Genomic DNA, 23,167 nt, shown 5'->3' with positions numbered 1-23,167 from the left:
CCGATACCCTCTCGGAGGTCGTCATGCCGGCGGCAACCTGTGGGTGCCAAAAACTGTGTCACATCATGCGACCTGCTGATACTCGTGGATCAGTCCACCGAGCCGATCACACCGACGAACCCGCCCGACGCCAGTCATTCGGACAGGAACCAGCACCTGATCGGGCGCTCGTTGGCCCAAAGAGCGATGAGGTCGATGCTGGTTGAAGTGATCGACGTACTCGGCCAACACCTGCTCCAGATGACGCCGGTTGACGACCAGCATCCGATCCAGACACTCGCGACGCACGCTGCCCACCCAACGCTCAGCGATCGCGTTCGCACGCGGTGCTCGAACGGGGCTGCGCAGGATATCGATGCCGACCGACTCGAACACCGCATCGAACGCGGCAGTGAACTTCGCATCGCGGTCACGGATCAGAAACCGCAAGCTCTCCACTCGATCACCAAGCTCCACCAGCAAGTTCTGGATCCGCTGCACCACCCACTCCGCAGTCGGATGAGCCGTCACCCCAACGATGCGCACCCGGCGACGATCGTGCTCCACGACAAACAATACGTACAGCCGACGCAGCAACACTGTGTCCACGTGGAAGAAGTCGACCGCCAAGATGCCCTTGGCCTGGGTCGTGAGGAACTGCTTCCACGTAGGCCCCGATCGGCGCGGCGCCGGGTCCAATCCGGCGTCCTTAAGGATCTTCCAGACCGTCGACGCCGCGATCGCGTGCCCCAGCCCGACAAGTTCGCCGTGGATTCGCCGGTAACCCCACCACGGGTCGTCCCTGGCCATTTCCGCCACCAACCTGCGGATCGCCAGGTCAGCGCGTGGCCGCCCCGGGCGGCGCCGGTAGGTCCACCGGCGTCGCACCAGTGTCGCGTGCCACCGCAGGATCGTGCGCGGCGACACGATCAACCGCAACCGACGCCAGTTCGGCACCAGCCGCACCAGCGCCGCCAATACCGCGCGATCAGCCCAAGACAAATGCGGCCCGCGCCACCTGACGCCGAAGCACGGCGACCTGATGACGCAGCACCAGGATCTCCACGTCTTTGGCGCCATCAGTTCGCGAACAGCACCAGCCACCCGAATACTCGCGCCACCAGCAGATACATCAACCTCATGATCACAGCACGTGATCATGAACCACGGGCATCGTCACTCCATCAACCACCCGCCCACACTCCACGAACCGGCTGGTCAGCACCCACGACAGCGTTTCCGGCGCCCGCAGGCTGCACGGCCGTGACATGCCAGCCGCGCAACCGCAGCGTGCCCAATTCGATCCTGGACTGCTCCGATTCGATCGACCAGGCACCGGCGTCCACCAACCGACAGTTCGCACAGATCGAAGACAACGTCCCAGCGTTGGGCCCGTCCGCGCCGACGAACTGTGTTCGCTACGCCCACCAACGGTATACGTCGCGCATGACCATCACGACTTGTCCGGCAAATCCGTGTCCCGCCACGGACTGCAGTGCGGGAACAAGAGGCACGAGTGCGTGGAGAGCGGCAGCTCTATCGACTCCTTGAAATCGTGCACGCAGCACCCGGACGTCCACACCAGCAGCCTGTTCGCCGGGCTCCGGGGCGACCGCATGTACTGTTCCAGCCTGGTTCAGGACTGCGCTCGAGACAGTGGTGGACCGGTCATCGGACAGAGACCTTTCCACTCTGGTTGGCGCTCGCGACCGGATGGTCTCGCCATCGACCGCCGAGATGCTTGCCATCACCACACGCTGCTGCTCGGGCGACATGAACGGAAACAAGCGGGTCAGTGCCCGCAGACGAGACGCATGGTCGGTCATGCCCAACGTAGTGGCCATCACCTCGGCCATTTGCTCGACGGAGAGGTACGGGGCCAGTTCAACAAACGATCCGGCCTGCGCATCCTCGGTTTCGAACTCGACGATCATGGTTACGAGCTCGGCGACCTGTTCGGCGGACAGGTGCGGAGCCAGGTCCACCAATCGCAGAATACCGACGTATTCATCAGCGGCCGTTGCGGCAGCCCAAGCCTCGGCCCTCGCCGCCGGGCCGGCCTGGTTATCCACATACGGCAGCAGGCCGAGCAACGCATCGAACCGGGCGAGCCCATCGGTGAAGGTGGTTACCGCGGCCAGGACTTCGACCAAGCGCCCAGCCGGAACCGACGGAACGAGTTCGGCCAACGCGAAAATGCGCAGGGCCTCGTTGGTGATGGCGCAACCGGTCGCCATGGCCTCCCCCAGCACTGTCGGCTGCTGATCGACGGGCAGGAGCGGAAGCAGACTGACCAAAGCCTGAACCCGGACCACTTCATCTTCGATGCCCTCGGCGGTGGTCAGCGTTCGGGTCAGCGCCTTCGGTCGCTGCTCATCCGACAGGTGCGGGAGCATTCCCACCAGCACCTGAACGCGTGCCGCCTCATCGAACATCTCATCAGCGGCGGCTAGGACGTCGACGTGGCGCCCAGGCGGAAGGTGGGGGGCGAGCCTGGCCAAGGCGCCTGCGCGCTGCGATTCACTGCGGACGGAAAGTGCCGCGGTCAGTGCCAGGGCAAACACATCATGCCGCTGAGTCGCAAGCGCATGCGGCAGCAATTCGGCCAGTATGCGTGCCCGAGCGGCCTCGTCGGCCACGGCGACAGCTTGAGGGAGCACACGGTCCAGTACGGTAACCCGCCGTTTTGCCGGCAACTGCGGAAGGACCTCGGCCAGCGGCAGAACGTAGTACGAGCCAAAAGTGACCGCGATGGCAGCGGCGAGCGCCTGGGCCACTACCTCGAGCTGTTCACCCGCAGGAAGGTTCAGATCGAATCGCGCCGCCACCACCGGAGCACGGTCCTCACCGAAGACGATGGAGGCGATGACGTCGAGCAGCTTGCGGTGCCTGTTCGCCACGTGCTGAGTCATCTGGACGAGCACTCGGAGCCGCTCCGGCCCCTCAGCAGTGGCAGCGGCGAGTGCCTCGGCGAACTTGTCACCCGGTACGTGTGGCATGAGCTCCCTCAAAGCCCCGGCCCGGCGATTTGTGTCGGCGATGGTGACCGCATCGGCGAAAGCATCGATGAGCCTGGCAGCACGCTCTTCCACGGCGAGGTGAGGAATCAGGTCAGCAAGCGTCCGGACGCGAGCAGAGGCGTCTGAGACCGCCGTGAGCTCTGTCAGTACCTCGGTCAGCACCAGAGCTTGCTGCTCCACGGAAATATACCGGAAGATCGCGGCAAGAGCGTCCGAGCGAGTTTCTGCCGTGGGAAGCCGGCGGGCGTGGGCCAGCGCGCGATCCACAGTCCAAACCTGATGCCGCACCAAACTCTGCAACAGCACGATCGGGACGTTCGTGGTATGACTGACAACAGAGGCAGCGATCAACCAGTAGCGCAGCTCGCCGGCCAAGCTTGGCGCAGGGCGGTCGGCATCCAGGGCGAGTTCGGTCTGGTACTGGCAATCCTGCCGTGCGGTGGCGACATCAGCGAGATACTGGTCGATGGTGTCCACGGCATCATGCGCGGCAAACCAAAGGTTCGTCGCGCGATTCCGCCCGATGGGCCGCTCAACCCGCAGCAGACGATGCAAATCCGCGCCTCGGCCGGCACGGACGAGATGCCGGGCGAGGTGACGCAATGCATAGCCGCCGTCACGGGCCGCCAGACCCGGATCATCGGCCAGAAGGGCCAGATCGCCATCCCAGCCGCCGAACAACCCGACGTAGTATTCGATGATGCGCTGGTGCGCGAGGGTTGTGGCGGACCGCAACAACTCCGACCACATCCAGCTGCGGTCCGCATCTCGGTCGTGCTGCAGGATGCCGGTGAGCAACTCCCGCATGCTCGCATGGTAGATCGCAAAGCCCCGTGACTTGGCGTGCTCGGCCTTGGGCGAGCCCTCGGATGCCGAGAGCGACGTGTGCCTTGTGGCCGCCAGGAACGGTCTGAGGACGCCGTGACACCACAGCCTCACCGCGGACTCTCCCACTCCCGACACAGCGGTCAACATTCCGGTCGAAAGCGGTTCTCCGGCGACCGCCAAAGTGGCGAGCAACGGGAGAATCTCGTCGTGCCAACGCGGATGGCCGCTCCACTGCTCCAACGACGATGTGTAGTAGGAAGTCAGATCGGCAGGTAAACTGTCCAGCTGTCCCGGATCACGCAATCCGTATCGGATCTCATCCAGGACGTAACGCAGATACACCCAGACCCCACCGCACCGCTCGGCGAGATCGGCCCCGAACTGCTGTCGCGTCAAGCCAGCCAGTTTCAGGCGCCTGACGAAGTCTTCGTCGCGCAGCACAGCGTCAAGGTGCTGCGCGACGTCCTCATGGTTACGCGGGTCTTCAGCCTCGATACGCATGATCCGGGACGGCCGAGCAGGAGGGAGAACAAATCCTGTGCGGTAGGTCCCGACCACGAACACGCCCACCGGCAAGTCGACCGGCAAGCCCCAGGGCTGCATCCCGTCAGCCTGCTCGGTCTCGTTCGCGCCGTCCACGACGAGCACGAGAGGCTTGCCTTCTTCTCGGGCACAACGAGCAGCCCTGCCCAGGATGCGCTCGAACCCCTCCGGCGTGAACGCCCGTTCGGGTAACATCCGACCGGGCGCCGAATCCCACAGCTCATAACGTTTTACCAGTTGACCGGCCAGGTTCTGCAGTCCGACCTGGGTCGTGCCGCCCCGGCTGACCCGGGAGAAGTGCCCGATCCAGGCACGCTCGCGAACCAGATGTGCTGCCAGAGCGGACTTACCCAGTCCGGCCTGGGCTTCAATCCACAGATAGCCACATCGCCGCCGCTGAACGAACTGGTCGATCTCGGCGATCAACCACTCACGACCGGTGAATCGATGGTCGAGGACCGCTGCCAGCACAGGCTCCAGATCACAGACCGCATCGTCGAGCGGTACCGACACCGCACCGGCAACCGTTACCGTGATCGGGCCGTTGATCGCGCCTGCCTGCACCGCCAAACCGAAGACGTCGCCGCTGATCGAATTGTCGACACTGCGAAGAGGTACCGCCGAACGGTTTTCGTCCTCAGACCGTGCATTCATCCCCAGCCCCCTGATCGTGGCACGTTCTGACCAGCCTAAGTCATCTTGCGGCGATATGCCTCAGACGCCATCGACGGCGACCGGAAAGCAAGACAGGAGTCGCGCTAGGGCGCGGATCTGAGCAAGCATCCGGGCACGCGGTGCACAGACTTGTTTTCACGGACGAGTCGTCTACACCTGTGTCCGGAGGATGTTGAGCGACAGCTGGCACGGCCCCGAACTGCAGCTCGCGGGCCGGATCCGCGAGGACGACCTCCTGAATGCCGTGTGGCTTCTACGCGGACCGGATCTCCGGGCCCGACCGGCAAGCCATCCTGGAGGCGTCGTATTGGCCGAACTGAGGTTCACCCCGGGTAGTGGACACCGAGTTAGCAGGACCCGTCGTCCTGCTGAAAGGATGTCCTCATGCCTCCTCGCAAGCGCCGGTCGTACACGGCCGAGTACAAGGTCGAGGCTGCTCACCGCGTGATCGATTCCGGTCGGACGATCTCCGAGATCGCCCGTGAGCTCGGGATCGATGCGGGCATGTTGAGTGTCTGGGTCAAAGATGAACGACGCCGGATCACCGCGGCCGAGGTCCATGGCGACAAACCCCTGGAGGCGGCCGAGCGGGCCGAACATCGCCGGGACTGCCGGCGTCACCTCGCCGCAGCGCACGTGGTTCTCGGTCCGGCGGATGGCGCGGCTGCTGGGCGTGTCGACGTCGGGTTATTACGCGCACGCGAAACGCGTCGCGGCGACGGTGCCGACACCGCGGCACCAACGCCGCGCCGATCTCGCGGTGAAGATCACCGAGGCGCACCAGGACTCCCGCGGCACCTATGGGTCGCCGCGGATCACCGCCGAGCTGCGTGATCAGGGCGAGGTGGTCACGGCGAAGACCGTCGCCAAGATCATGGCCTCGATCGGGATCGAGGGCATCAGTCCGCGCACGTTCAAGGTGAAGACGACGGTGGTCGATCCGGCCGCGTCGTTCCCGCCGGACCTGGTCGACCGGCACTTCGACCGGGGCCGGCCAGACGAGGTCTGGTTAACCGACATCACGTATCTGACGTGCGGTGAGGACGAGATGTTCTTGTGCGCGGTCCGGGACGGACACTCCCGGAAAGAGTTGGGCTACAGCATCTCTGCCCATATCAGCGCTGCGATGGTCACCGACGCCATCGAGGCTGCTGTGGCCGTCCGTGGTGGCAGATGTCGTGGGACGATTCTACATTCCGACCATGGCGGGGACTTCACGGCGCATCTGACGGCGGAGGCGTGCTTCGGTCACGGGCTGCGCCGGTCGATGGGCGCGACCGGGATCTGCCGGGACAACAGCCCGGCAGAGACGTTCTGGTCGACGTTCAAACACGAGCACTACTACCGGCACGTGTACGCCACGAAGTCGGAACTCGTTGCCGCAGTTGACAATTGGGTTCGTTTCTACAAAAATGTGCGGCGGCACTCCGCGATCGGGATGCTCAGCCCCGACAACTTCGAGCAGTCACTCCGCACGGCTGCCTGAATCCTCGTTAGCCCCTGTCCACCGTTCGGGGTGAACCTCAAGGAACCCGCAGCCACAGCCGCCTCAATGCGGCATCTGCGCTCCGGAAAACCCGCAGCCGATCAAGGCGCTCGCCGAACGGTTGCACCAGGCCGAAGCGAACGACAAGATGTCCGACGGCGTCCTCCGTGCGGAGTGGCGGAGGCTTCGAGAAGCCAGTACCACCCAAGTCGGCGTCCACAACCAGGTCACTGGAAACGTCACCGGCAAGGTCGTGCAAGCCGACGACGTCCACGGCAACATCAATCTGTGACCTCCTCGGCTGCTCGGGTCCGGCGTGCACGCGCAGACAGTCGATGCCAACGCCGACACGTGGTGAAGCGCATTTAGTAATTGCGCAGACCAGTGGTGTCCATCGCGCTGTCGTGCACGCCCACGTGGCTGAACGGCCCCGTGAAATAAGCTTCACGGAAGGAGGCTCCTGCGGCGAAGAGCGTGTGCTGGAACGACGCGCCACTGTTGAAGTAACAGTGCGAAAAGTCCGCTCTGATCGTGAACTTCGCCTGATCGAACTTCGGGCTCGCCGAGAAGTAGGTTCCGCTGAAGTTCGTGATCTGACCGGTGAAGCGCGCTCTGCTGAAGTCGACCTCGTCGATCCAGCAGTCCGACGCGTCGAAGTCGACCAGAGTCGTCCCTGTGAGGTCGCCGGTCAACCCCGGCCAGTACTGCTTGCCGAACTTGTCGTCGGTCTCGCGGTTCCCGTGAAGCGAATAGTATGTCCTCGCCGTGACATCGTTGGGTTCGGTGAGGTGCTTCTTGACGATCTGCTGCGCCGTAGCGCGCACTCTGCGTTCATCGTCAACCTACTGCAGCCGGTCGTCGACACGAAGGCACGAGCACAGCACGTCAACGACGAATTGGCGAAGCTCCGGCGATCCTGGTCACGACGTTGCTGCTGGACAGGCATTCGACTGCATGCCCCAATCCGGTCATGGCAGAGCCCGTGGTCCGCTCGTGCAGGTGGACGTCTCCGTAGACGACGCCGGCCTGGAAGCTGGTGCCGTAGACCGCGCCCGTAACTCTGTTATGCGATTGTCGTTCTGCGTCCTGCGGCATGGTCGGCTCCCCTAACTCGGCGCTGAACCTACCGCACCCTCATCCTGCAGGCGGGAACCGGAGATTCAGAGACCGTCCTACTACCTGGTAAAGGCCAGGCTGCCGGCGACGAATGCCCTTCAGGACTTGACACACGGGTCTGCAGCGAGGCAGAGCCCGCACCTGGCGGACCGTGCCCGTAGGTCAGGACTTCAGGACATAGTTCGCGTTGGCACGTCGTTGAAGCAACGCCGTTAAGCTATGAAGCCTATACGACGCATCGGGAGGGTTGATGACGGAACTCGATGCCGCACCTGACCCCCGCAGGGATGACGGCGCACCGTCTCCGGCATCGACGGTGCGCAACGCAGTGTCCGCCGAAACGGTTTCCGGTTCGGTCGTGACGGCCGGGACCATCAGCGGCGGGATTCACTACCACCTCCCACCGACCTCCGAGATGCCTTCTGCCGTCGGTGCTCCTATTAGCGGCATGACGGCGGATGAGCTCGGAGTTCATCCAGCCGTAGAACCTCGCGGTGGACAGCAGACGCTAACCGCATACATCGAGCGAGCGCATGACGTCGAACTTCGTGCGGCAGCCCGTGCCGCAGGTGGTCCGGAAGCCCGGTCCGGAATCGTGGTCCTGGTGAGCGACTCGACGTCGGGTAAGACTCGAGCATGCTTCGAGGCTCTCCATCGACCCATCGACGGTCCCGCGACAGCAAGTCTTGCCAAAGCTGGGTGGCGTCTGTGGCCCTCGCTCAACCCTCTCGCCCCCGAGCAGTTCCTTGCGGAACTACCTCTCGTAGGCCCCAAGACAGTCGTCTGGCTGAACGAAGCCCAGAGGTATCTGCTCGACCCGTCTCCCGACCTCGCACGAGCGATCGCTGACGGGCTCAGGCGCCTGCTCGTCGACCGCGGCCGCGCTCCTATCTTGGTCCTCGGCACGCTGTGGCCTGCATATCGCCACGAAATCATGCGCAGACCGCAACAGTCGATCGATCGTCACGACTCTGCACGAGCGTTGATTCGCGGACACACGCTCCGCGTCCCGGACAGGTTCGGCGGCGACGAACTCACTGCCGCACGGTCGAGCTCGGACCATCGGCTGCGGGAAGCCGTCCAGCGAGCCGAGGACGGGGCGGTCGTACAAGAATTGGCGGGCGCGCCGGACCTCGTCGATCGCTATATCTGGCTGACCACTCCCGCGTGTGCCGTCATTCATGCCGCCATGGACGCGCGCCGCCTTGGTCACTCCGAATGGCTCCCTGCGCTGCTGCTCGAGCACGCAGCCCTGGCCAATCTGGATGAACGCGAGCGACGCGAGCACCTGCTGGACTCCGGCTGGTTCGACGACGCACTGACCGAACTTACCGCGGCCCACGTCGCCAAAGGCAGGCTCCTCATCCCATCCCCCGACTCCCATCCTCGCGTGTACCGCCTCGCGGACTACATCGACCAGTACGGCCGCCGCAGCCGAAACAGGATCATGCCACCAGCCGGCTTCTGGGATGCCACCATGCGGTATTCAGACAGTCCCGCCGACCTGGCAGCTCTCGCGGACAGTGCCAGGAATCGGCTCCGCTTCCGGCTGGCGGCGGACCTGCTGGACCGATCAAGCGCCGCAGGCTACGGGCCGGCTCTGATCGCGCTGGAGAGAATGCGGGCAGGAGCGAACCGCCCCATGCCCGAACGCATCCTGGTTGAACGTGCGGCTTCTACGAACGACGCGACTTCGGTCAGTCGGCTCGCGCAGCTACGAGAATCCGCTGGCGATCACGGCACCGCAGAACGTCTCGGCCATCTTGCTGTCGAGATGGGGCATTCCGACGCGCTGGTCGAAGTAGCACGGGTACGTCGCTCTCGAGGGCATATCGCAGACGCCGACCGATTCGTACGCGGTGCGGCCGCTGCCGGCAACATACCCGCACTCGTGGAACTCGCACACACGCACGAACGCGCCAACCGTCACGACGAGGCCGAAGCCACGCTTCGACATGTCGCCGGCAACGACCACCCGTCAGTCCTGCGAATCCGGGCTCGGGTGCACCACCGCAAAGGCGACCACGATAAGGCCATCACATTCCTCAAGGGTGCCGTAGCCGCGGGCGACTCCGAGGCCCTCGAAGAACTGGCACTCCTGCACGAGGAGTCCGGTGACACGGAGACCTCCGAGCGACTCGCCCATCTCGCGGCCAACGCAGGCTGCACGCGCATCTTGAACGAATTGACACAGAGACGAGAACGCACGGGTGAGCACGACAGCGCGATCCGACTCGCCCGGCAAGCTGCCGACGCGGGGCATCCGTCAATCTTGGGTGAACTCGGCCGAACGCGAGAGGCAGCGGGCAGGGCTCATGCCGAAGAGCTCCTTCGATCGGCCGCACACGCCGGCGACCAGCTGGCTCAGCGCGACTGGATCAAGCGATGCGAATCCAGGGGCAATCCCGCCGAGGCCGAGCAAACTGTTCGACTGGCTGTACTCGCAGGAGGCACCGTTGCAGCGACAACGCTGATAGACCTACGCTGCGATAAGGGAGACTACGACGGCGCCGAGCGTGTTTTGTCCCTCGTCGAAGGCACCGACCGACGCGAAGCACTCCGGACGCTGGCTCGATGGCAGGAGGCGGCAGGCCGGTATCGAGAGGCCGAACGACTTGCTCGCATCGCGGCTGATGCGGGTGACCTGGCAGTACTCTCCGGCATAGCCTTGCTCCGTAAAGGGAAGAGAAGACCGTTCAGCACTGGAGACCTGAAAGACTTGGTGATGGTCGCCGGAAGCACCCGCGCTCTGGCTGCACTAATCACGCTGCTTGTCGAGCAGGGCGATCGCGACGAGGCTCGGCGGCTGGCACTCGCCGCAGCGGCGGGAGGACACCCTGACGGACTGGTGGCCCTGCTTTCGTCGCAGAGTGAAGACGACGCCGATCACCTCGCACTACAAGCTGCCGACCTCGGCTCATTCAAGCCCCTCAGCCGGCTTGCCCGGAAACGATGGAGCGGCGGCGACCGCAGAGCGGCAGAGCGCATTGCCCGGGAGTGCGCCGACGGCGGCTCGCCGGACGCGTTGCTCCAATTTGCACGACACCTCCAACATCTCTCAGCATGGCGCCAACTCTCCGAGTTCGGGCTGGAACCGGATGGCTCCACTTCGATGCCATGGGAGTACAAGCCCTGAAGGGGGCCGAGACCTCTGGGCTTTCCGCCGCTCGTCCCCGCTTCGACTCCGGCACCGATTGCGGTCCCCATCAGGTGATGTACTGCCGCCACCGCTGATGTTTCCGTCATTTGTATCGTCCGGTCAGGGCGTCGTCGCGGCCGGCCCCGGTCCACGCAGTAGGCGCCGCCCCGGAGCCAAGCCGCAACTCGGCAGCCAGCTTGGCCCACATCGGCGAAACGCCGGCCGCCCACTCTGACGACTGTCACCGCGCCCAGCGTGACCCCACCTCGGTCACTCGTAGACCAGGCACTGGCAGCCAACGATCGCAAGCGTCCGCTTTGCCCGTCGGCTGGGCCAGCAGGACGCCACGGTCACATCGCCCTGAACGTGACAGTTCGCGGACATCGCGTGCCCGGCGGGCGGTCTGCGGCGATACTGACCGAAATCGCGACGACAAGGCTAGGAGCAGGATGACGGGCGAGGTCGAACTACCGCCATACCGGGCCGTGCTGGTTGTGGACGCCAAGGGGTTCGGCGGCCACTCCGACCGAGGTCAGGCGGTTCTCGCGGAGGAGATTCCCGGTGTGCTGGCGCTGGCTTTCGAACGCGCGGGACTGGCACACGTCTGGGGTGATGCGCTCTTCCCGCACGGTACCGGCGACGGATTCGGACTCGGGTTCGCCACGCGGCACCTGCCGACGGTGGTGATGCGGCTCTTCGACACGCTGCAGGATGTCCTGGCGGAACGAGACGCCCGGTCGTCCGGCCCCGGTCACGCGCGCATGCGGATGCGGGCAAGCTTGAACGTCGGTCCCGTTCTGGCCCCCGGCCGTGGCTCAGCCGCCGCTGTCGGCGGCGCGGTGATCACCACTCACCGGCTGCTCGATGCACCTGAGGTCCGCGACCTCCTCACACGTTCCGACCCCGGACAGACATTCCTCGCAGTGGCGTTGTCCGAGCGGGTATACGAAGACGTCGTCTTGACGGAGTACGCGCCGCTCCCACCGTCGCTGGTGGTGGCACAGGCTGTGACGGTGAAGGAGTACTCGGGCACCGTCCGCTTGTACGTACCATGCCCTAGCGGCGACCTCCTGCGCCACGGCTTGGGCGCCGTCCCCAGGCCGGCGCCGAAGGCCGACCCGCAGTCTCAAGTACCGGCGACGACAAACGTGATCAGCGGCGGCGAGTTCGGCACGGCGATCCAGGTGGGCCACCTCCACGGCGGGTTCCACCACGGTCCCGACCGGGTAAACTGACCGGGACGCCGGCGCGGTCCGGGAAGATGACCAGGTGACACAGAACTCGGCTTCGGGCAAGGTCGCCGGTCCGGTGATCCAGGCTGCCCCGTGCACGTCGGCAACGGCGAACCAGTGCGCAGTTACTACCTGACGCGGGTCGAGTCGTTCGCTCCCCTCCCTTTGATCGACCGCGACGAGGAACTCGCCGAACTGGCCAGGTTCTGCACTTCGCCCGGCACCGCGGGGACCGACGTGTGGTGGCGTGCGGACGCCTGGTCGGGCAAGTCGGCATTGCCGAGCACACATTCGTCCTCGATCCGCCCCCTGGAGTCCGGATAATCGCGTTCTTCATCACGCGCAGCCAGCCCGATCAGAGCGATCGCCGTGCATTCGTGGACAACCTTCTCGAGCAGCTCTGCGCGCTCCGAGGGACTCCGCTCCCCGGGTCACCGAGTCGACCAAGGAGGTCGGCATGCTCGGGCTTCTGGCCGAAGTGGCGCAGGACTGCAGCTGGCGCGGTGAACGGCTCGCGCTGGTCGTTGATGGGCTGGACGAAGACCTTGGCCTTGATGGCAGCCCCGATGCGCACAGCATCGCCGCCCTGCTCCCGATGAGACCACCCGCGGGGATGCGCGTGATCGTCTCCTGGCGCGACAACCCGGCTCTACCTGACGACGTGCCTGACCGCCATCCGCTTCGCGAACCGGCAATCGTCCGCCGGCTCACCCCATCCGAAGATGGCTCGTAAGGTGCGCGACGCCAAAGAACCCGATCTCAAACGCCTACTCCGCGGCTCTTCGATCGAGCAGGACCTGCTCGGGCTGCTTACAGCGACCGCCGGCGGCCTCACGACGCCGGACCTGGCCGAATTGACAGGCTTTCTCGGAGTGGCAGATCGAGGACAGCCTGCACACCGCGAGCGGCCGCAGCTTCGCCCGTCGGCCGCCCGAACGCCGCCAGTCCGGTCTCGACGTCCATGTGCTGACGCACGAACAGCTCCTGGCCGACGCTCGGTCGATGCTGGGTTCTAGGCTAACCTGCTACCGACAGCGTCTGCTCGACTGGGCCGACGACTACGCCGCGAGGCGATGGCCGCCGGAGACCCCGACTACCTCCTCCGCGATTACTTCGCGATGCTGCGTGCAGATAAGGCAGCCTGCGCCGAATCCGGCTCCAGGTAGCCGCTGGCGCGACAGTGAACGACCTGGCTCCCGGCCCCAGCCACGGCTAAGTTGAACCCATGCCCGAACCCATCCTGGTCGCCATCGCCGCTACACTCGCCGCGAAGAGCGCGACCAGCCTGTACGACCTGGTGAAACGCAAGTTCGCGAAGGATCCGGCCGGCACCGCCGCCCTCGAGGCGGCCGTGACGGCTCAGGACGACCCGCAACCGGTCAAGGCACTCGCCGAACGACTGCACCAAGCCGAATCCGACGACAAGGCGTTCGCCGACGCCCTCCGGACGGAGTGGCAAAGGCTCCCGGACATCGACCGCACTCACGGCGGCGTCCACAACCAGGTCACGGGAAACGTCACCGGCAAAGTGGTGCAAGCGCGCGACATCCACGGCAACATCAACCTCTGAAACGCTGGACCGCACAGCGAAGTACCGGCGAGACCCCTGCCGGCTCGAATAGGCTGCGGATATGTGGAAGGCACCGGTCAACGGCAGGGAGGCGCTGCCCACGACACCAGCCACGGGGGCCCGGCGCTCGCGGACCACTCGCGACTCGCTGTCGAGCTGGCGCCGATCGCGATCGCGCCGCCGATAACGTCCGACCCGGCCGCGGACCGCGAGGCGACGGTCTTCGGAACCTTGGTGCTCGAGCCCGGCCTCCGCCGAGCTGCCGAGCATGAGGACTTACCGGACGACCGTCTCCAGCGTAGCTCGCACACCGACCTCGTCGGGCGACCAGTAGCGCCGCGCGATGCGTATCGCGGTCGACACGTCCCGGGCACGCTCCGGGCGCACGGAATTGTCGGTGGTGGCGCTTACGCTGTCGGGGAGGGCTCCGCTCAGCGGGACCGGCAGGTCACAACACCGCTTTACGCTGCACCGGGTACTAGTCCCCCACGACGCCGACGACCGCGCCCACCGGGGACGTGACACCCCGCCAACCCACCACAACACCGGCCGCGCGCCGCCCAGCTCCGGCACCAGCATCAAGGGCGAGCACCCCGCTCGGACCGGCGACCGCCAGCTCAAACGCGCGTTCTTCCTGGCCGCGTTCGCCGCGTTGTCCGACCCGACCGGCAGTGCCTACTACGACAGGAAGAGGGCCGAGGGGAAGAAGCGCAACGCCGCCCTCATCTGTCTGGCCCGCCGACGCTGCGACGTCCTCTACGCGATGCTGCGCAATGACACCCACTACCGCCACCCCGAACCCGCTCCCGCTGCGGCTTGACAACCACATAGGGACACCCCCCGAAGGGGCACCGGTTCGGCACCGCCGGCCGGTTGTTCCGCTGCCATAGCCACACAACGGCCCTTGAAGGCGAATAGGTCCTCTGGGACATCGTTTTGCCGGCTGCCTCGCCTGCACGGCACCCCGATGACCAGGGCCCACCGACTTCCAGAGGATCCGGCGCATCTGTGGTGCCCTCGGGCACGTCGGGCTGTTCCCGAAGTGCCGCAACGGACTGTCGACGTCACCCGTGCGAGCTACGTGAAGGTGTCCACCGAATGGTGATGCCTCCAGAGCTCCTGATCCGTAGCTTTCGCTGCGTAAGTCTTTACGCGCAACGCTTTCGTACCAGGAGTACATCATGTCCCGTAGGACATCCGCGGCTCTCGTCCTGTGCTGTGCCGTGGCCGGAGTGGCGCTGGCAGGCTGCGACGAGGCGCCGGACGCGGACTCGGCTCCGCCTGCGAGCACATCCTTTACCGGCACGGAGAAGATCAAGGTCGGCGACCGTTCGGTGAACGTGTCCTGCTCGGGCGATCCGGTCGACGGACATCCGGTCGTCGTGCTGCTCCACGGTGGCGGCGACGGGCTGGACAAACTGGCGGCCCTCCAGAAGTCCCTCGCGGGCAAGGACCGGGTCTGCTCCTACGACCGGCTCGGCGCGGGCGCCAGCGACCAGCCCGACGGGCCGCAGACCTTCGAAAGCACCGGGAAGGTCCTGACCGCGGTCGTCGACCGGGTCGCCGGGGACCAGCCGGTCGTGCTGGCCGGGCACTCGCTGGGCGGGCTGATCGCCGCCCGGTACTCCCCCGACCACCAGGACCGGGTCAAGGGCCTCGTCCTGATGGACGCCACCTCCCCGACCCAGACCGCCGACCTCCGGGCCGGGATACCGGACTCCGCCACCGGAACAGCGGCCGAACTGCGTGCGCAAACCCTGACGGTGCTGCAAGGGGAAGGCCCGGAGAAGCTGGCAGCTCCCGACAGTGACGTCCGGTCCGCCGGGAACATCCCGGTGGAGGTGATCCAGCACGGGAAGCCCTACCTCGCCGCCGTTCCCGAGTACGGGCCGGCCCTGGAGCGGGCGTGGGCCGAAGGCCAGAAGAAGTGGCTCGCGATCTCCAGCCACAGCTCCCTGACCACCGCGACCGGCAGCGAGCACTACATCTACCTCGACCAGCCCGACCTCGCCGTCCAGGCGATCCGGCGCGTCGTCCTGCAGGCCACGCCGGTCAGGTGACCAGGCCCTGGCGGAAGGCGTAGATGACCGCTTGGACGCGGTCGCGGAGCCCGAGCTTCGTGAGCATGCGCGACACGAAGGTCTTGACGGTCTCCGGGCTGATCATGAGAGTCGCGGCGATCTCGCTGTTGGAGAAGCCGTCCGCAATGAGCCGCAGCACCTCGAGCTCCCTCGGGGTCAGCGGGATGTCGCCCGGGTCGTCGTCGACGGGCCGGATCCGGGCGGCGTACCTGCCCACCAGCCGGCGCGTCACGTCGGGATCGAGCAGAGCCGCGCCCGTCGCCACGGTCCGGATCCCGTCCAGCAGCCGGTCGGGCGGCGCGTCCTTGAGCAGGAACCCGCTCGCCCCGGCGCGCAGTGCCCGGTAGACGTGCTCGTCGAGGTTGAACGTGGTCACCACGAGCACCTTGCTGGGCTGGGGCACACCGGCTCCGGCCAGCAGCCGGGTGGCTTCGATGCCGTCCAGCACCGGCATCCGCACATCCATCACCACGACGTCCGGGCGGAGGCGGGCGGCGAGGTCGACCGCGGCCCGTCCGTCCCCGCATTCGCCCGCCACCTCGAGGTCGGGCTGGGCGTCGATGATCGTCACCAGCCCGGTGCGGACCAGCATCTGGTCGTCGCAGACCAGGACCCGGATCGGTGTGGTCACGAAGGGCTCCCCGCGGGAATGCGGGCCCGCACGGAGAACCCGCCGCCGGTCTTCCCGCCCGCGCTGAAGTCGCCGCCCAGGACGTCGACCCGCTCGCGCAAACCGGCGAGGCCCCGTCCGCTCCCGCCGGGCGACCCGGTGCCCGGGCCGGACCCCTCCGTGCTGACCTCCACGGTGATCTCCCGGTCGCCGTGCCGCACCTGCACCGAGGTCGGGCTGCCGTGGGCGTGCTTGAGGGCGTTCGTCAACGCTTCCTGCACGACCCGGTAGGCAACAGGACCGGCGGGCGACGTCGACGGCGTGCCCTCCTCGACGAACTCGACCGGCTGCCCGGCCCGGCGGGTGTGCTCCACGAGTGCGAGAAGCCCGTCGGCGGTTCCGTGGTCCGGGTTGAGCACGTCGAGCAGATGACGCAGATCGGTGACGGCCAGCCGCCCGGTGCCGGCGATGGCGGCCAGGCTCCGGTCGAGCCGCTCCGGCGCAGCGGTCAGGTAGCGAGCCGCCTCGGCCTGCACGACCATCGTCGTCACGTGGTGGGTCACGACGTCGTGGAGTTCACGGGCGATGCGGGCGCGTTCGGCCGCGCGAGTGTCTTCGGCGATGCGACGACGGCGTTCGGCCTCCGCGGCCCGAGTGGAACGCAGCCACGTCCCGATCCCCCACGCGAGCACCAGCGCGAGGTAGAAAGTCACGTAGCCGTCCAGCGATTCGTCTCCGCCGAGCAGGACGAACGCGGCCACCAACGCCACGTACGCCGCGGAGAACACGAGCGCGGCGGTGCGCCGGCGCCGTTCCAGCAGCAGTCCCGCGGTCAGCAAGGCGATGGGGAGCGCGGTGCCCGCGAACGAGTGGTAACCACGAAGCTGGTCGAGTGCGAAGCCGAGCGACACCAGCACGAAGCAGGCGACCGGCCATCGCCGGCACACCGTGAGGGGAACGCATTGGAGGGCGACCGCCGCTAGGGCCAGCGCGTCGTAAGGACGAAACGGCATACCGCCGAACTGCGTCCCGTGGCTCTGCAAGGCCGGCAGCAGGGACCCGGCGAAGAGCGCTAGCGCGACCACGGGATAGCAGATCACGCCGGCGCGCCACAGCTTCGAGTCCCGCGAGAGGATCACCACACGGGCAGCCTATTCCGTACGTGCGCCGCCGGCGCCCGGCGTTCAGGACCCGAGCACCAGCGGCACGAGGAAGTAGATCTCGACGGCCTCGTACACGGCGCCGACGACGAAGAGCGCGAGCGCCGGGAGCCAGAGCCGGCCGAGCAGTCCCAGACCACGCAGGTATCCCTGCCGGCGAGTAGGTGCGTCGACCGTCGCGGGCCGGAGCCAGGACCGGCCGAGCAGGTAGGCGCCGAACATCACGAGCACGTAGGCCTGGAACTCGATGAGCAACGTGAGGGAATGCGGGATGAGAGTCAGCCGCGACGTCGCGTCGACGGGAGCGAGCGTGATGCCCAGGTCGAGCGTCTTGATCGCGAAGACCACGAGACCCGCGAAGGGGACCACGAGCGACGGGAGGGTGATCAGCAGCAGCGCGGTCGGGAACACGTTGACGAGGAAGATGACCGTGCCGAACACCCACCCGTTGCCGATCACCGCGTTGACGAGCGCGCCCTGCCCGCCTCCCGCGAACGAGGCGGCCCGCGAGGCGTGCAGGTCCGGGAAGAGCAGCCCCAGCGCCATGCCGAGGAGCACCATTCCGTAGACGAAGACGTTGACGAGGAGGTACGCCCGGAGGTCGGCGCGGATGATCTGGAACGGCCTGCGGAGGCGGTCCATGGGTTCACGTCCATTCGTTCGTCGGGTAACCGTGTCGACCGCCTCACCACGCTTTTAATACACTGTGCTAGTGCGGTCGGCGGCGACAGTAGCACAGCGTGCTAGTACAGTGTGTTAGAGAGGTGCTGATGGCTGAGCAGGAGACGGGTACCGGCAGCCGGGACATGGTCCTTCGGGCGGCCATGGCGATGTTCGGGGAGGACCCGGGCGCGCGGCTCAGCGTGCGGGCGGTCGCGGCGCGGGCCGGCGTGAGCACCGGCTCGCTCCGGTACCACTTCCCGACGCAGCGTGCCCTGCAGGACGCCGTGCTGACCGGCATTTACGACGCGATCGCGCCCGAGGACCGGATCCACGACCGATCGGTGTCCGCGCGGGACCGGCTGATCGACTGCCTCCGGCAAGTCCTCTCCCTCGCCGGCGTGGGCGACCAGGCCCGGGCGGGGTGGGGCCAGATCTTCAAGAGCTACATCGAGCCCGAACCGACCGAGGCGAGCCGCGCGGCGTACCTCGCCATCGATCGGGAGGCGCAGCGCCGGGTCGAGTACTGGCTGACCGTCCTGAGCGGCGAAGGCGCCCTTCCCGAAGGGGACAACCCGCGGCGGGCCAGGTTCCTCGTGACCGTCCTCAACGGACTTTCCATCGCGAGGGCCCTGCCGTCCGAGGATTCGATCCTGGCCACCGAAACCGAGACGCTGCACGCGGCCGTCGACCACGTCCTCGGTTCCCGATCCTGACGGACGGTCACCGGGGACCGCCGGCTGCGGCCGACAGGCGCCACGTCACCCATCGCCGCGGCTTACGACCGAGCTTCCGCAACACTCAGCCTGAATCTTCGAAGGTGCTGTCGAGTTACGGTCGTTCCACTCGTCATCCTCTTTGACGCACCCGAACCGCTGAGCTGGAGGACACGTGCACTACATGCTGCTGATCTACAACTGCAACCGCCCCGAACCCGGCGACCCGGCCTTCCCCGACGCGCTGGCCAGGGTCAACGCCTTCGCCGAGGAATGCCGCCGACGAGGCGCGTTCGTCTCCGGCCACCCCCTCATGGGCGAGCACACCGCCACGACCGTCAGCGTCCGCGACGGCAAGACGCTGATCACCGACGGCCCGTTCCCCGAGACCCACGAGCACCTCGGCGGCACTTACGTCCTAGACTGCCGCAACCTTGACGAAGCCCTCGAGCTGGCCGCCCTCTGCCCGATGGCTGCCGACGGCACGATCGAGGTCCGCCCGATCGCCGGAGTCCCGGACCTCGACCACCGCCCGTCGACGGGCGCATGACAGCCGCGCCCATCCTGCTGGAGACCTACCGCGAACACCGCACCAAGATGCTCGCCGCCCTGGTCCGCGTGCTGGGCGACTTCGAACTCGCCGAAGACGCGCTGCAGGACGCCTGCGCGCTCGCCCTGCGCAACTGGGCGGACCGGACACCCGACGACCCGGTCGCCTGGCTGCTGACCGCGGCCCGCAACACCGCGATCGACCGGCTCCGGCGTGCCCGTCAAGGTCGCGAAAAGCTCGCCCAGCTCGGAGGACAACCGGAGGCGGCGAACGTGGAATTCGACGAGGATCGCCTGCTCAGCGTCGGCGACGAGCGGCTCAGTCTCATCTTCACCTGCTGCCACCCAGCCTTGGCCGAGGAGACGCGGGTCGCCCTCACGCTGCAGGCCGTGGCCGGCCTGACCGCCGGGCAGATCGCCCGGACCTTCCTGGTCACCGAGCCGGCACTGGCGCAACGGCTCGTGCGGGCCAAACGCAAGATCCGCGACGCGGGAATCAGCCTCGAAGTCCCCACCGACCGCCTCCTGCCCGAGCGGCTCTCCGGCGTCTTCGCCGTGATCTACCTGATCTTCACCCGCGGCTACACCGCCGGCGGCGACCAGCCGGACTACCGCGAGCTGCAGCAGGAGGCGATCCGGCTCGCCAAGCTCGTCGCCACCCTCATGCCCGACGAACCGGAAGCCCTCGCTCTGGTCGCGCTGCTGCTGGCCCACCACTCGCGCTCGGCCACCCGGTTCACGCCAACCGGGGACCTGGTTCTGCTCGACGACCAGGACCGGTCACTCTGGGACCGCGCCGAGATCGCCGAAGCCGTCCGCCTGCTGGACCGGGCCCTGCGCTTCGGCGCGCCCGGGCCCTACCTGCTGCAGGCGACCATCGCGGTCCTGCACGCCCAGGCGCCGACGGCCGACGACACGAACTGGCCCGCGATCGCCGCGGTGTACGAGCAGCTGTCCGAGTTGACGCCGTCGCCGGTGATCGCCCTCAACCACGCCGTGGCGGTCGCGATGGCCACCACCCCGGTCGAAGGACTGGCCTTGATCGACCGGATCGAGGGTCTCGACGGCTACCACCTGCTGCACGCCGCTCGCGCCGATCTCCTGCGACGCCTCGGCCGCACGGACCAGGCGGCCACGGCATACCGGCGGGCCCACGACCTCGCCACCACCCCCGCCGACCAGCGCTACCTAGCCGGCCGCATCCACGCGCTCGAAAAAAGTGAAAAGTGAAGCGATGAAATGTCGAGAAGCCGGGCAGCTGTTCGTCCTCTGGTGAGTCAACCGACGACTCGCCGAAAGGACACCACTCCATGAGCAGCACGTCACCGACCTCAGTTCAAGCCGACATCGTCGTCGATGTTCCCGTCGAGCACGCCTTCCGCGTGTTCACCGATCGGTTCGACGAAGTCAAGCCGCGCGAGCACAACCTGCTCGCGGTGCCGATCGAGCGGACAGTTCTCGAGCCCAAGGCCGGCGGCAGCGTGTACGACGTGGGCACCGATGGCAGCCGGTGCACCTGGGCGCGGGTCCTTGCCTACGAGCCGTCGGACCGTCTGGTCCTCAGCTGGGACATCAGCCCGCGATGGCAGCTGGAGTCCGACCCCGGCCACACCAGCGAGGTGGAGATCCGGTTCACCGCCGAAGGTGCCGACCGCACCCGGGTCGCACTCGAACACCGGCACCTCGACCGGCACGGTGAAGGTTGGGAGAGCTTCTCGAACCTCGGCTCCGGCTCGGGCTGGCCGCTGTACCTCGACCGGTTCCGCGCCACCACGCAACGGGATGCCGCAGAGGCCTGAACCGGATACCGTCCACACCGGACCCGATCCTGGACAGCGGGGAGGCCACATGAGCACCCACGACTCACACCGCGACCGAGCGGGAACACTGCGCGCGGCGGTCAGCGGCGACACCGGAGTCACCGAGGCAGCGCTCCGGACCGCGGTGGCCGCCCGGGCAGCTGGCGGACCGCCGGTTGCCGAGCCGTACGACGAGCTGGCCCGGCAGATCGGTGAAGCCTCCTACCGGGTGACCGACGCCGAGGTCGCCGCCGTCCGGCAGGCGGCAGGCAGCGACAAGGCAGCGTTCGAAGTCGTCATGTCCGCCTGCATCGGGGCGGGCCTGGCCCGCTGGGACACCGCGGTTCGGGTCATCGAGGAGGCGACCGATGCGCCTGCCTGAAGTCGAACACGGTGACGGTCTCCGCAGCAAGTTGCTGATCCGGGTCATCTCCATGGCGTTGGGTGCGCGTCTCCCGGACGCGGCCCGAGTTGCCTTCTACCACAAGGGTTTCGTCGGCACCGCCCTCGGCGCGTGGACGCAAGACGTGATGCGCGGGCCGAGCGAGTGGTCCGTGGCGGAGCGGGAATTGATGGCCGCGATGGTCGCCAAGTGGAACTCGTGCCCCTTCTGCGTCGGGGCGCACCGCGCCATCGCCGTGCACGGGATGAACAAGGCGGTGGCCGACGCCGCCCTCGCCGACTACCACACGGCGCCCATTTCGGCCCCCCTGCGCGCCACGCTCGCCGTGCTGGAAACCATGACCGTGCGCCCGGACGAACTGCAAAGTGATCAGATCCAAGCGGCGCTGGCCGCGGGTGTCACCCGGCGACAACTCGAAGACGCGGCCGCAGTCGCAGCCGTGTTCAACATCATCACTCGTTACGCCAACGCGCTGGGCTTCGCCATCCCGACCGACGCCGAGTTCGACAAGGCCGCGGGCATGCTGCTCAAACGCGGCTACGCCTGACCCGCGGCCAGCCGGCGTATCAACGTGACTGCGGCGCCCGGCGGCCTGGCGAGTGGCCAGACGTCGGGTGCCACAGCCAGGATTCAATGCCACGCCGCTGCCGGCGGCACAAGAAAGTTGAGCCGGGCACATTCCGATGATCACCGGCTCCGGCCCGAACGCGATCCTGGCTGTCCTGGTGGTGATCCTGTTCTACGACATCTACCGCATCGGCGATTCCGGCGCGCCGGCCAGCTGGCAGGGCTGGTTCAGCGCCACCCCGGCACCCGCGGCCCCGGCCGCCGACAAGGCCGGATGAACGCCGTGACCGGCGGGCCACGGTCGGAAACCCTTTCCGCGCGCAAACAGCACGTCGCGGGCACCTGACCGGGACGCCGGCCAGGTGCCCGTGAAAGTGTCCGGTCAGCCGTCGGAGTCCGCCGACGGGATGTAGGCGCCCGGGACCTGGTCCGGGGCGACCACCTGCTGCTCACCCGGGTACGGCACCTGCCAGCCGTGCGCCTGATACCACGTGTAGTGGTTCATCTGCGCGGGGTTGGCGTAGTCGGCGACCGCGTTCGGACCGGTCAGCCGCAGACGGCTGGGTCGCCAGGCCGGCCGTCAGTGACGTTCGGTTCGGCAACGTGGTGAACGGCGTGTAGTCCGGCTGCCGCGTGAAGGCCGCGCTCATCGGCGTCGCCGCGCTGTCCTTCTGGTTCATCGGCTTGCCCCCGAGGATCTGCTCGATCGTCCGGACCATCGTGATCTGCGAGTAGCAGTGGCTGTCGACGACGCCATGCTGGGCGTACGGGCTGATGATCTACACCGGGGCCCGGTGGCCGTCGACGTGGTCGAGACCGGCCTGCGAGTCGTCCTCTGAACCAGGACGGCGAAAGCCCCTGAGACCAGATCGCCGCTGCTGCTCGCCGGGTGCTGGGTGGGCACCCGCCGGGCCGGGCCGATGAGCATGGCGCAGAGCCTCTGCGAGTGCCCCTCTTGAACTGGATCAGCCTCCGCGTAAGGAGCTATCGCGACCGTTTGTCCAATGCCACGGTCAGCGGGCGCATCGAGTGGA

Annotated in this window: 20 protein-coding genes and 3 pseudogenes; 15 read left to right on the top strand and 8 right to left on the bottom strand. The window is 67.0% G+C overall.

What is annotated here, in order from left to right:
- Positions 1 to 63: 63 nt before the first annotated feature.
- Together ACIOD2_RS44115 and ACIOD2_RS44110 are read right to left on the bottom strand one after the other, a co-directional pair.
- Positions 64 to 957 (bottom strand): integrase core domain-containing protein, encoded by an 894-nt coding sequence (locus ACIOD2_RS44115; RefSeq protein WP_400551536.1) that lies wholly within the window; start codon positions 955 to 957, stop codon positions 64 to 66.
- Between the two features lie 440 nt (positions 958 to 1,397).
- Positions 1,398 to 5,024 carry a hypothetical protein gene (locus ACIOD2_RS44110; RefSeq protein ID WP_400551534.1) on the bottom strand — a complete coding sequence of 1,209 codons (3,627 nt, stop codon included), beginning with the start codon at positions 5,022 to 5,024 and terminating at the stop codon, positions 1,398 to 1,400.
- A gap of 405 nt (positions 5,025 to 5,429) precedes the next feature.
- On the opposite strand from ACIOD2_RS44110, the pseudogene ACIOD2_RS44105 reads away from it, so the two are divergent.
- Positions 5,430 to 5,615 (top strand): annotated as a pseudogene (locus tag ACIOD2_RS44105) (transposase); the annotation flags it as partial.
- The gene (locus ACIOD2_RS44100; RefSeq protein ID WP_400551532.1) at positions 5,572 to 6,531 is read left to right on the top strand and encodes an IS3 family transposase; all 960 of its coding nucleotides are present in this window, start codon (positions 5,572 to 5,574) and stop codon (positions 6,529 to 6,531) included. The pseudogene ACIOD2_RS44105 and the gene ACIOD2_RS44100, both read left to right, overlap by 44 nt.
- Positions 6,532 to 6,568: 37 nt before the next feature.
- Here the strand turns inward: ACIOD2_RS44100 and ACIOD2_RS44095 are convergent, their stop codons facing one another.
- Positions 6,569 to 6,805, bottom strand: a complete 237-nt coding sequence (locus ACIOD2_RS44095) for a hypothetical protein (protein WP_400551530.1) — start codon at positions 6,803 to 6,805, stop codon at positions 6,569 to 6,571.
- A gap of 91 nt (positions 6,806 to 6,896) precedes the next feature.
- On the bottom strand, positions 6,897 to 7,355 hold the full coding sequence (locus ACIOD2_RS44090) for a pentapeptide repeat-containing protein (RefSeq protein ID WP_400551529.1): 459 nt from the start codon (positions 7,353 to 7,355) through the stop codon (positions 6,897 to 6,899).
- Between the two features lie 542 nt (positions 7,356 to 7,897).
- Between ACIOD2_RS44090 and ACIOD2_RS44085 the strand changes: the two genes are divergently transcribed.
- The 6 genes and pseudogenes from ACIOD2_RS44085 to ACIOD2_RS44060 all read left to right on the top strand — a co-directional run bounded on the left by ACIOD2_RS44085 (position 7,898) and on the right by ACIOD2_RS44060 (position 15,648).
- Positions 7,898 to 10,783 carry a hypothetical protein gene (locus tag ACIOD2_RS44085; RefSeq protein ID WP_400551527.1) on the top strand — a complete coding sequence of 962 codons (2,886 nt, stop codon included), beginning with the start codon at positions 7,898 to 7,900 and terminating at the stop codon, positions 10,781 to 10,783.
- 452 nt (positions 10,784 to 11,235) lie between these two features.
- Complete coding sequence (locus ACIOD2_RS44080) at positions 11,236 to 12,021, top strand: hypothetical protein (RefSeq protein WP_400551525.1); 786 nt, start codon at positions 11,236 to 11,238, stop codon at positions 12,019 to 12,021.
- Between the two features lie 454 nt (positions 12,022 to 12,475).
- Entirely contained in the window at positions 12,476 to 12,751 is a 276-nt protein-coding gene (locus tag ACIOD2_RS44075) for a hypothetical protein (protein WP_400551523.1), read from the top strand.
- A gap of 492 nt (positions 12,752 to 13,243) precedes the next feature.
- The gene (locus ACIOD2_RS44070) at positions 13,244 to 13,588 is read left to right on the top strand and encodes a hypothetical protein (RefSeq protein ID WP_400551521.1); all 345 of its coding nucleotides are present in this window, start codon (positions 13,244 to 13,246) and stop codon (positions 13,586 to 13,588) included.
- Positions 13,589 to 14,135: 547 nt separating this feature from the next.
- A pseudogene (locus ACIOD2_RS44065) lies at positions 14,136 to 14,408 on the top strand (IS110 family transposase); the annotation flags it as partial.
- A gap of 361 nt (positions 14,409 to 14,769) precedes the next feature.
- On the top strand, positions 14,770 to 15,648 hold the full coding sequence (locus ACIOD2_RS44060) for an alpha/beta fold hydrolase (RefSeq protein WP_400551520.1): 879 nt from the start codon (positions 14,770 to 14,772) through the stop codon (positions 15,646 to 15,648).
- On the opposite strand, the gene ACIOD2_RS44055 is transcribed toward ACIOD2_RS44060, so the two are convergent.
- The 3 genes from ACIOD2_RS44055 to ACIOD2_RS44045 are packed head-to-tail and all read right to left on the bottom strand — an operon-like array spanning position 15,641 to position 18,081.
- Entirely contained in the window at positions 15,641 to 16,300 is a 660-nt protein-coding gene (locus ACIOD2_RS44055) for a response regulator (RefSeq protein WP_400551518.1), read from the bottom strand. The two genes, ACIOD2_RS44060 and ACIOD2_RS44055, sit on opposite strands and share 8 nt — an antisense overlap.
- A complete protein-coding gene (locus ACIOD2_RS44050; RefSeq protein ID WP_400551516.1) occupies positions 16,297 to 17,421 on the bottom strand; it encodes a sensor histidine kinase in 1,125 nt (374 codons plus the stop codon). Before ACIOD2_RS44050 ends, ACIOD2_RS44055 begins: the two co-directional genes overlap by 4 nt.
- 42 nt (positions 17,422 to 17,463) lie before the next feature.
- Positions 17,464 to 18,081, bottom strand: coding sequence for a stage II sporulation protein M (locus tag ACIOD2_RS44045; protein WP_400551514.1), 618 nt, complete (start codon positions 18,079 to 18,081; stop codon positions 17,464 to 17,466).
- Positions 18,082 to 18,209: 128 nt separating this feature from the next.
- On the opposite strand from ACIOD2_RS44045, the gene ACIOD2_RS44040 reads away from it, so the two are divergent.
- The 7 genes from ACIOD2_RS44040 to ACIOD2_RS44010 all read left to right on the top strand — a co-directional run bounded on the left by ACIOD2_RS44040 (position 18,210) and on the right by ACIOD2_RS44010 (position 22,411).
- On the top strand, positions 18,210 to 18,815 hold the full coding sequence (locus ACIOD2_RS44040) for a TetR/AcrR family transcriptional regulator (RefSeq protein WP_400551512.1): 606 nt from the start codon (positions 18,210 to 18,212) through the stop codon (positions 18,813 to 18,815).
- 175 nt (positions 18,816 to 18,990) lie between these two features.
- Entirely contained in the window at positions 18,991 to 19,365 is a 375-nt protein-coding gene (locus tag ACIOD2_RS44035; RefSeq protein ID WP_400551511.1) for a YciI family protein, read from the top strand.
- Positions 19,362 to 20,594, top strand: a complete 1,233-nt coding sequence (locus tag ACIOD2_RS44030; RefSeq protein ID WP_400551509.1) for an RNA polymerase sigma factor — start codon at positions 19,362 to 19,364, stop codon at positions 20,592 to 20,594. Before ACIOD2_RS44035 ends, ACIOD2_RS44030 begins: the two co-directional genes overlap by 4 nt.
- A gap of 80 nt (positions 20,595 to 20,674) precedes the next feature.
- Positions 20,675 to 21,163, top strand: coding sequence for an SRPBCC family protein (locus ACIOD2_RS44025; protein WP_400551507.1), 489 nt, complete (start codon positions 20,675 to 20,677; stop codon positions 21,161 to 21,163).
- Positions 21,164 to 21,212: 49 nt separating this feature from the next.
- Complete coding sequence (locus ACIOD2_RS44020) at positions 21,213 to 21,545, top strand: hypothetical protein (protein WP_400551505.1); 333 nt, start codon at positions 21,213 to 21,215, stop codon at positions 21,543 to 21,545.
- Positions 21,532 to 22,113, top strand: a complete 582-nt coding sequence (locus tag ACIOD2_RS44015) for a carboxymuconolactone decarboxylase family protein (protein ID WP_400551503.1) — start codon at positions 21,532 to 21,534, stop codon at positions 22,111 to 22,113. Before ACIOD2_RS44020 ends, ACIOD2_RS44015 begins: the two co-directional genes overlap by 14 nt.
- A 136-nt stretch (positions 22,114 to 22,249) precedes the next feature.
- Complete coding sequence (locus ACIOD2_RS44010; protein WP_400551502.1) at positions 22,250 to 22,411, top strand: hypothetical protein; 162 nt, start codon at positions 22,250 to 22,252, stop codon at positions 22,409 to 22,411.
- 104 nt (positions 22,412 to 22,515) lie between these two features.
- Here ACIOD2_RS44010 and ACIOD2_RS44005 read toward each other — a convergent pair.
- Positions 22,516 to 22,969 (bottom strand): annotated as a pseudogene (locus ACIOD2_RS44005) (alkaline phosphatase family protein); the annotation flags it as partial.
- Between the last annotated feature and the right edge of the window lie 198 nt (positions 22,970 to 23,167).

Origin of the sequence: Amycolatopsis sp. NPDC088138, from assembly GCF_044741685.1 — a bacterium.
Lineage (GTDB): Bacteria > Actinomycetota > Actinomycetes > Mycobacteriales > Pseudonocardiaceae > Amycolatopsis.
This window is presented reverse-complemented; position numbering and strand designations above follow the sequence as displayed.

Coding starts and splice junctions, on each gene's coding strand:
- ACIOD2_RS44045 (WP_400551514.1), bottom strand. CDS start 18,081: ATGGACCGCCTCCGCAGGCCGTTCCAGATCATCCGCGCCGACCTCCGG.
- ACIOD2_RS44040 (WP_400551512.1), top strand. CDS start 18,210: ATGGCTGAGCAGGAGACGGGTACCGGCAGCCGGGACATGGTCCTTCGG.
- ACIOD2_RS44020 (WP_400551505.1), top strand. CDS start 21,213: ATGAGCACCCACGACTCACACCGCGACCGAGCGGGAACACTGCGCGCG.
- ACIOD2_RS44075 (WP_400551523.1), top strand. CDS start 12,476: ATGCTCGGGCTTCTGGCCGAAGTGGCGCAGGACTGCAGCTGGCGCGGT.
- ACIOD2_RS44025 (WP_400551507.1), top strand. CDS start 20,675: ATGAGCAGCACGTCACCGACCTCAGTTCAAGCCGACATCGTCGTCGAT.
- ACIOD2_RS44015 (WP_400551503.1), top strand. CDS start 21,532: ATGCGCCTGCCTGAAGTCGAACACGGTGACGGTCTCCGCAGCAAGTTG.
- ACIOD2_RS44030 (WP_400551509.1), top strand. CDS start 19,362: ATGACAGCCGCGCCCATCCTGCTGGAGACCTACCGCGAACACCGCACC.
- ACIOD2_RS44060 (WP_400551520.1), top strand. CDS start 14,770: ATGTCCCGTAGGACATCCGCGGCTCTCGTCCTGTGCTGTGCCGTGGCC.
- ACIOD2_RS44010 (WP_400551502.1), top strand. CDS start 22,250: ATGATCACCGGCTCCGGCCCGAACGCGATCCTGGCTGTCCTGGTGGTG.
- ACIOD2_RS44110 (WP_400551534.1), bottom strand. CDS start 5,024: ATGAATGCACGGTCTGAGGACGAAAACCGTTCGGCGGTACCTCTTCGC.
- ACIOD2_RS44080 (WP_400551525.1), top strand. CDS start 11,236: ATGACGGGCGAGGTCGAACTACCGCCATACCGGGCCGTGCTGGTTGTG.
- ACIOD2_RS44085 (WP_400551527.1), top strand. CDS start 7,898: ATGACGGAACTCGATGCCGCACCTGACCCCCGCAGGGATGACGGCGCA.
- ACIOD2_RS44070 (WP_400551521.1), top strand. CDS start 13,244: ATGCCCGAACCCATCCTGGTCGCCATCGCCGCTACACTCGCCGCGAAG.
- ACIOD2_RS44100 (WP_400551532.1), top strand. CDS start 5,572: ATGAACGACGCCGGATCACCGCGGCCGAGGTCCATGGCGACAAACCCC.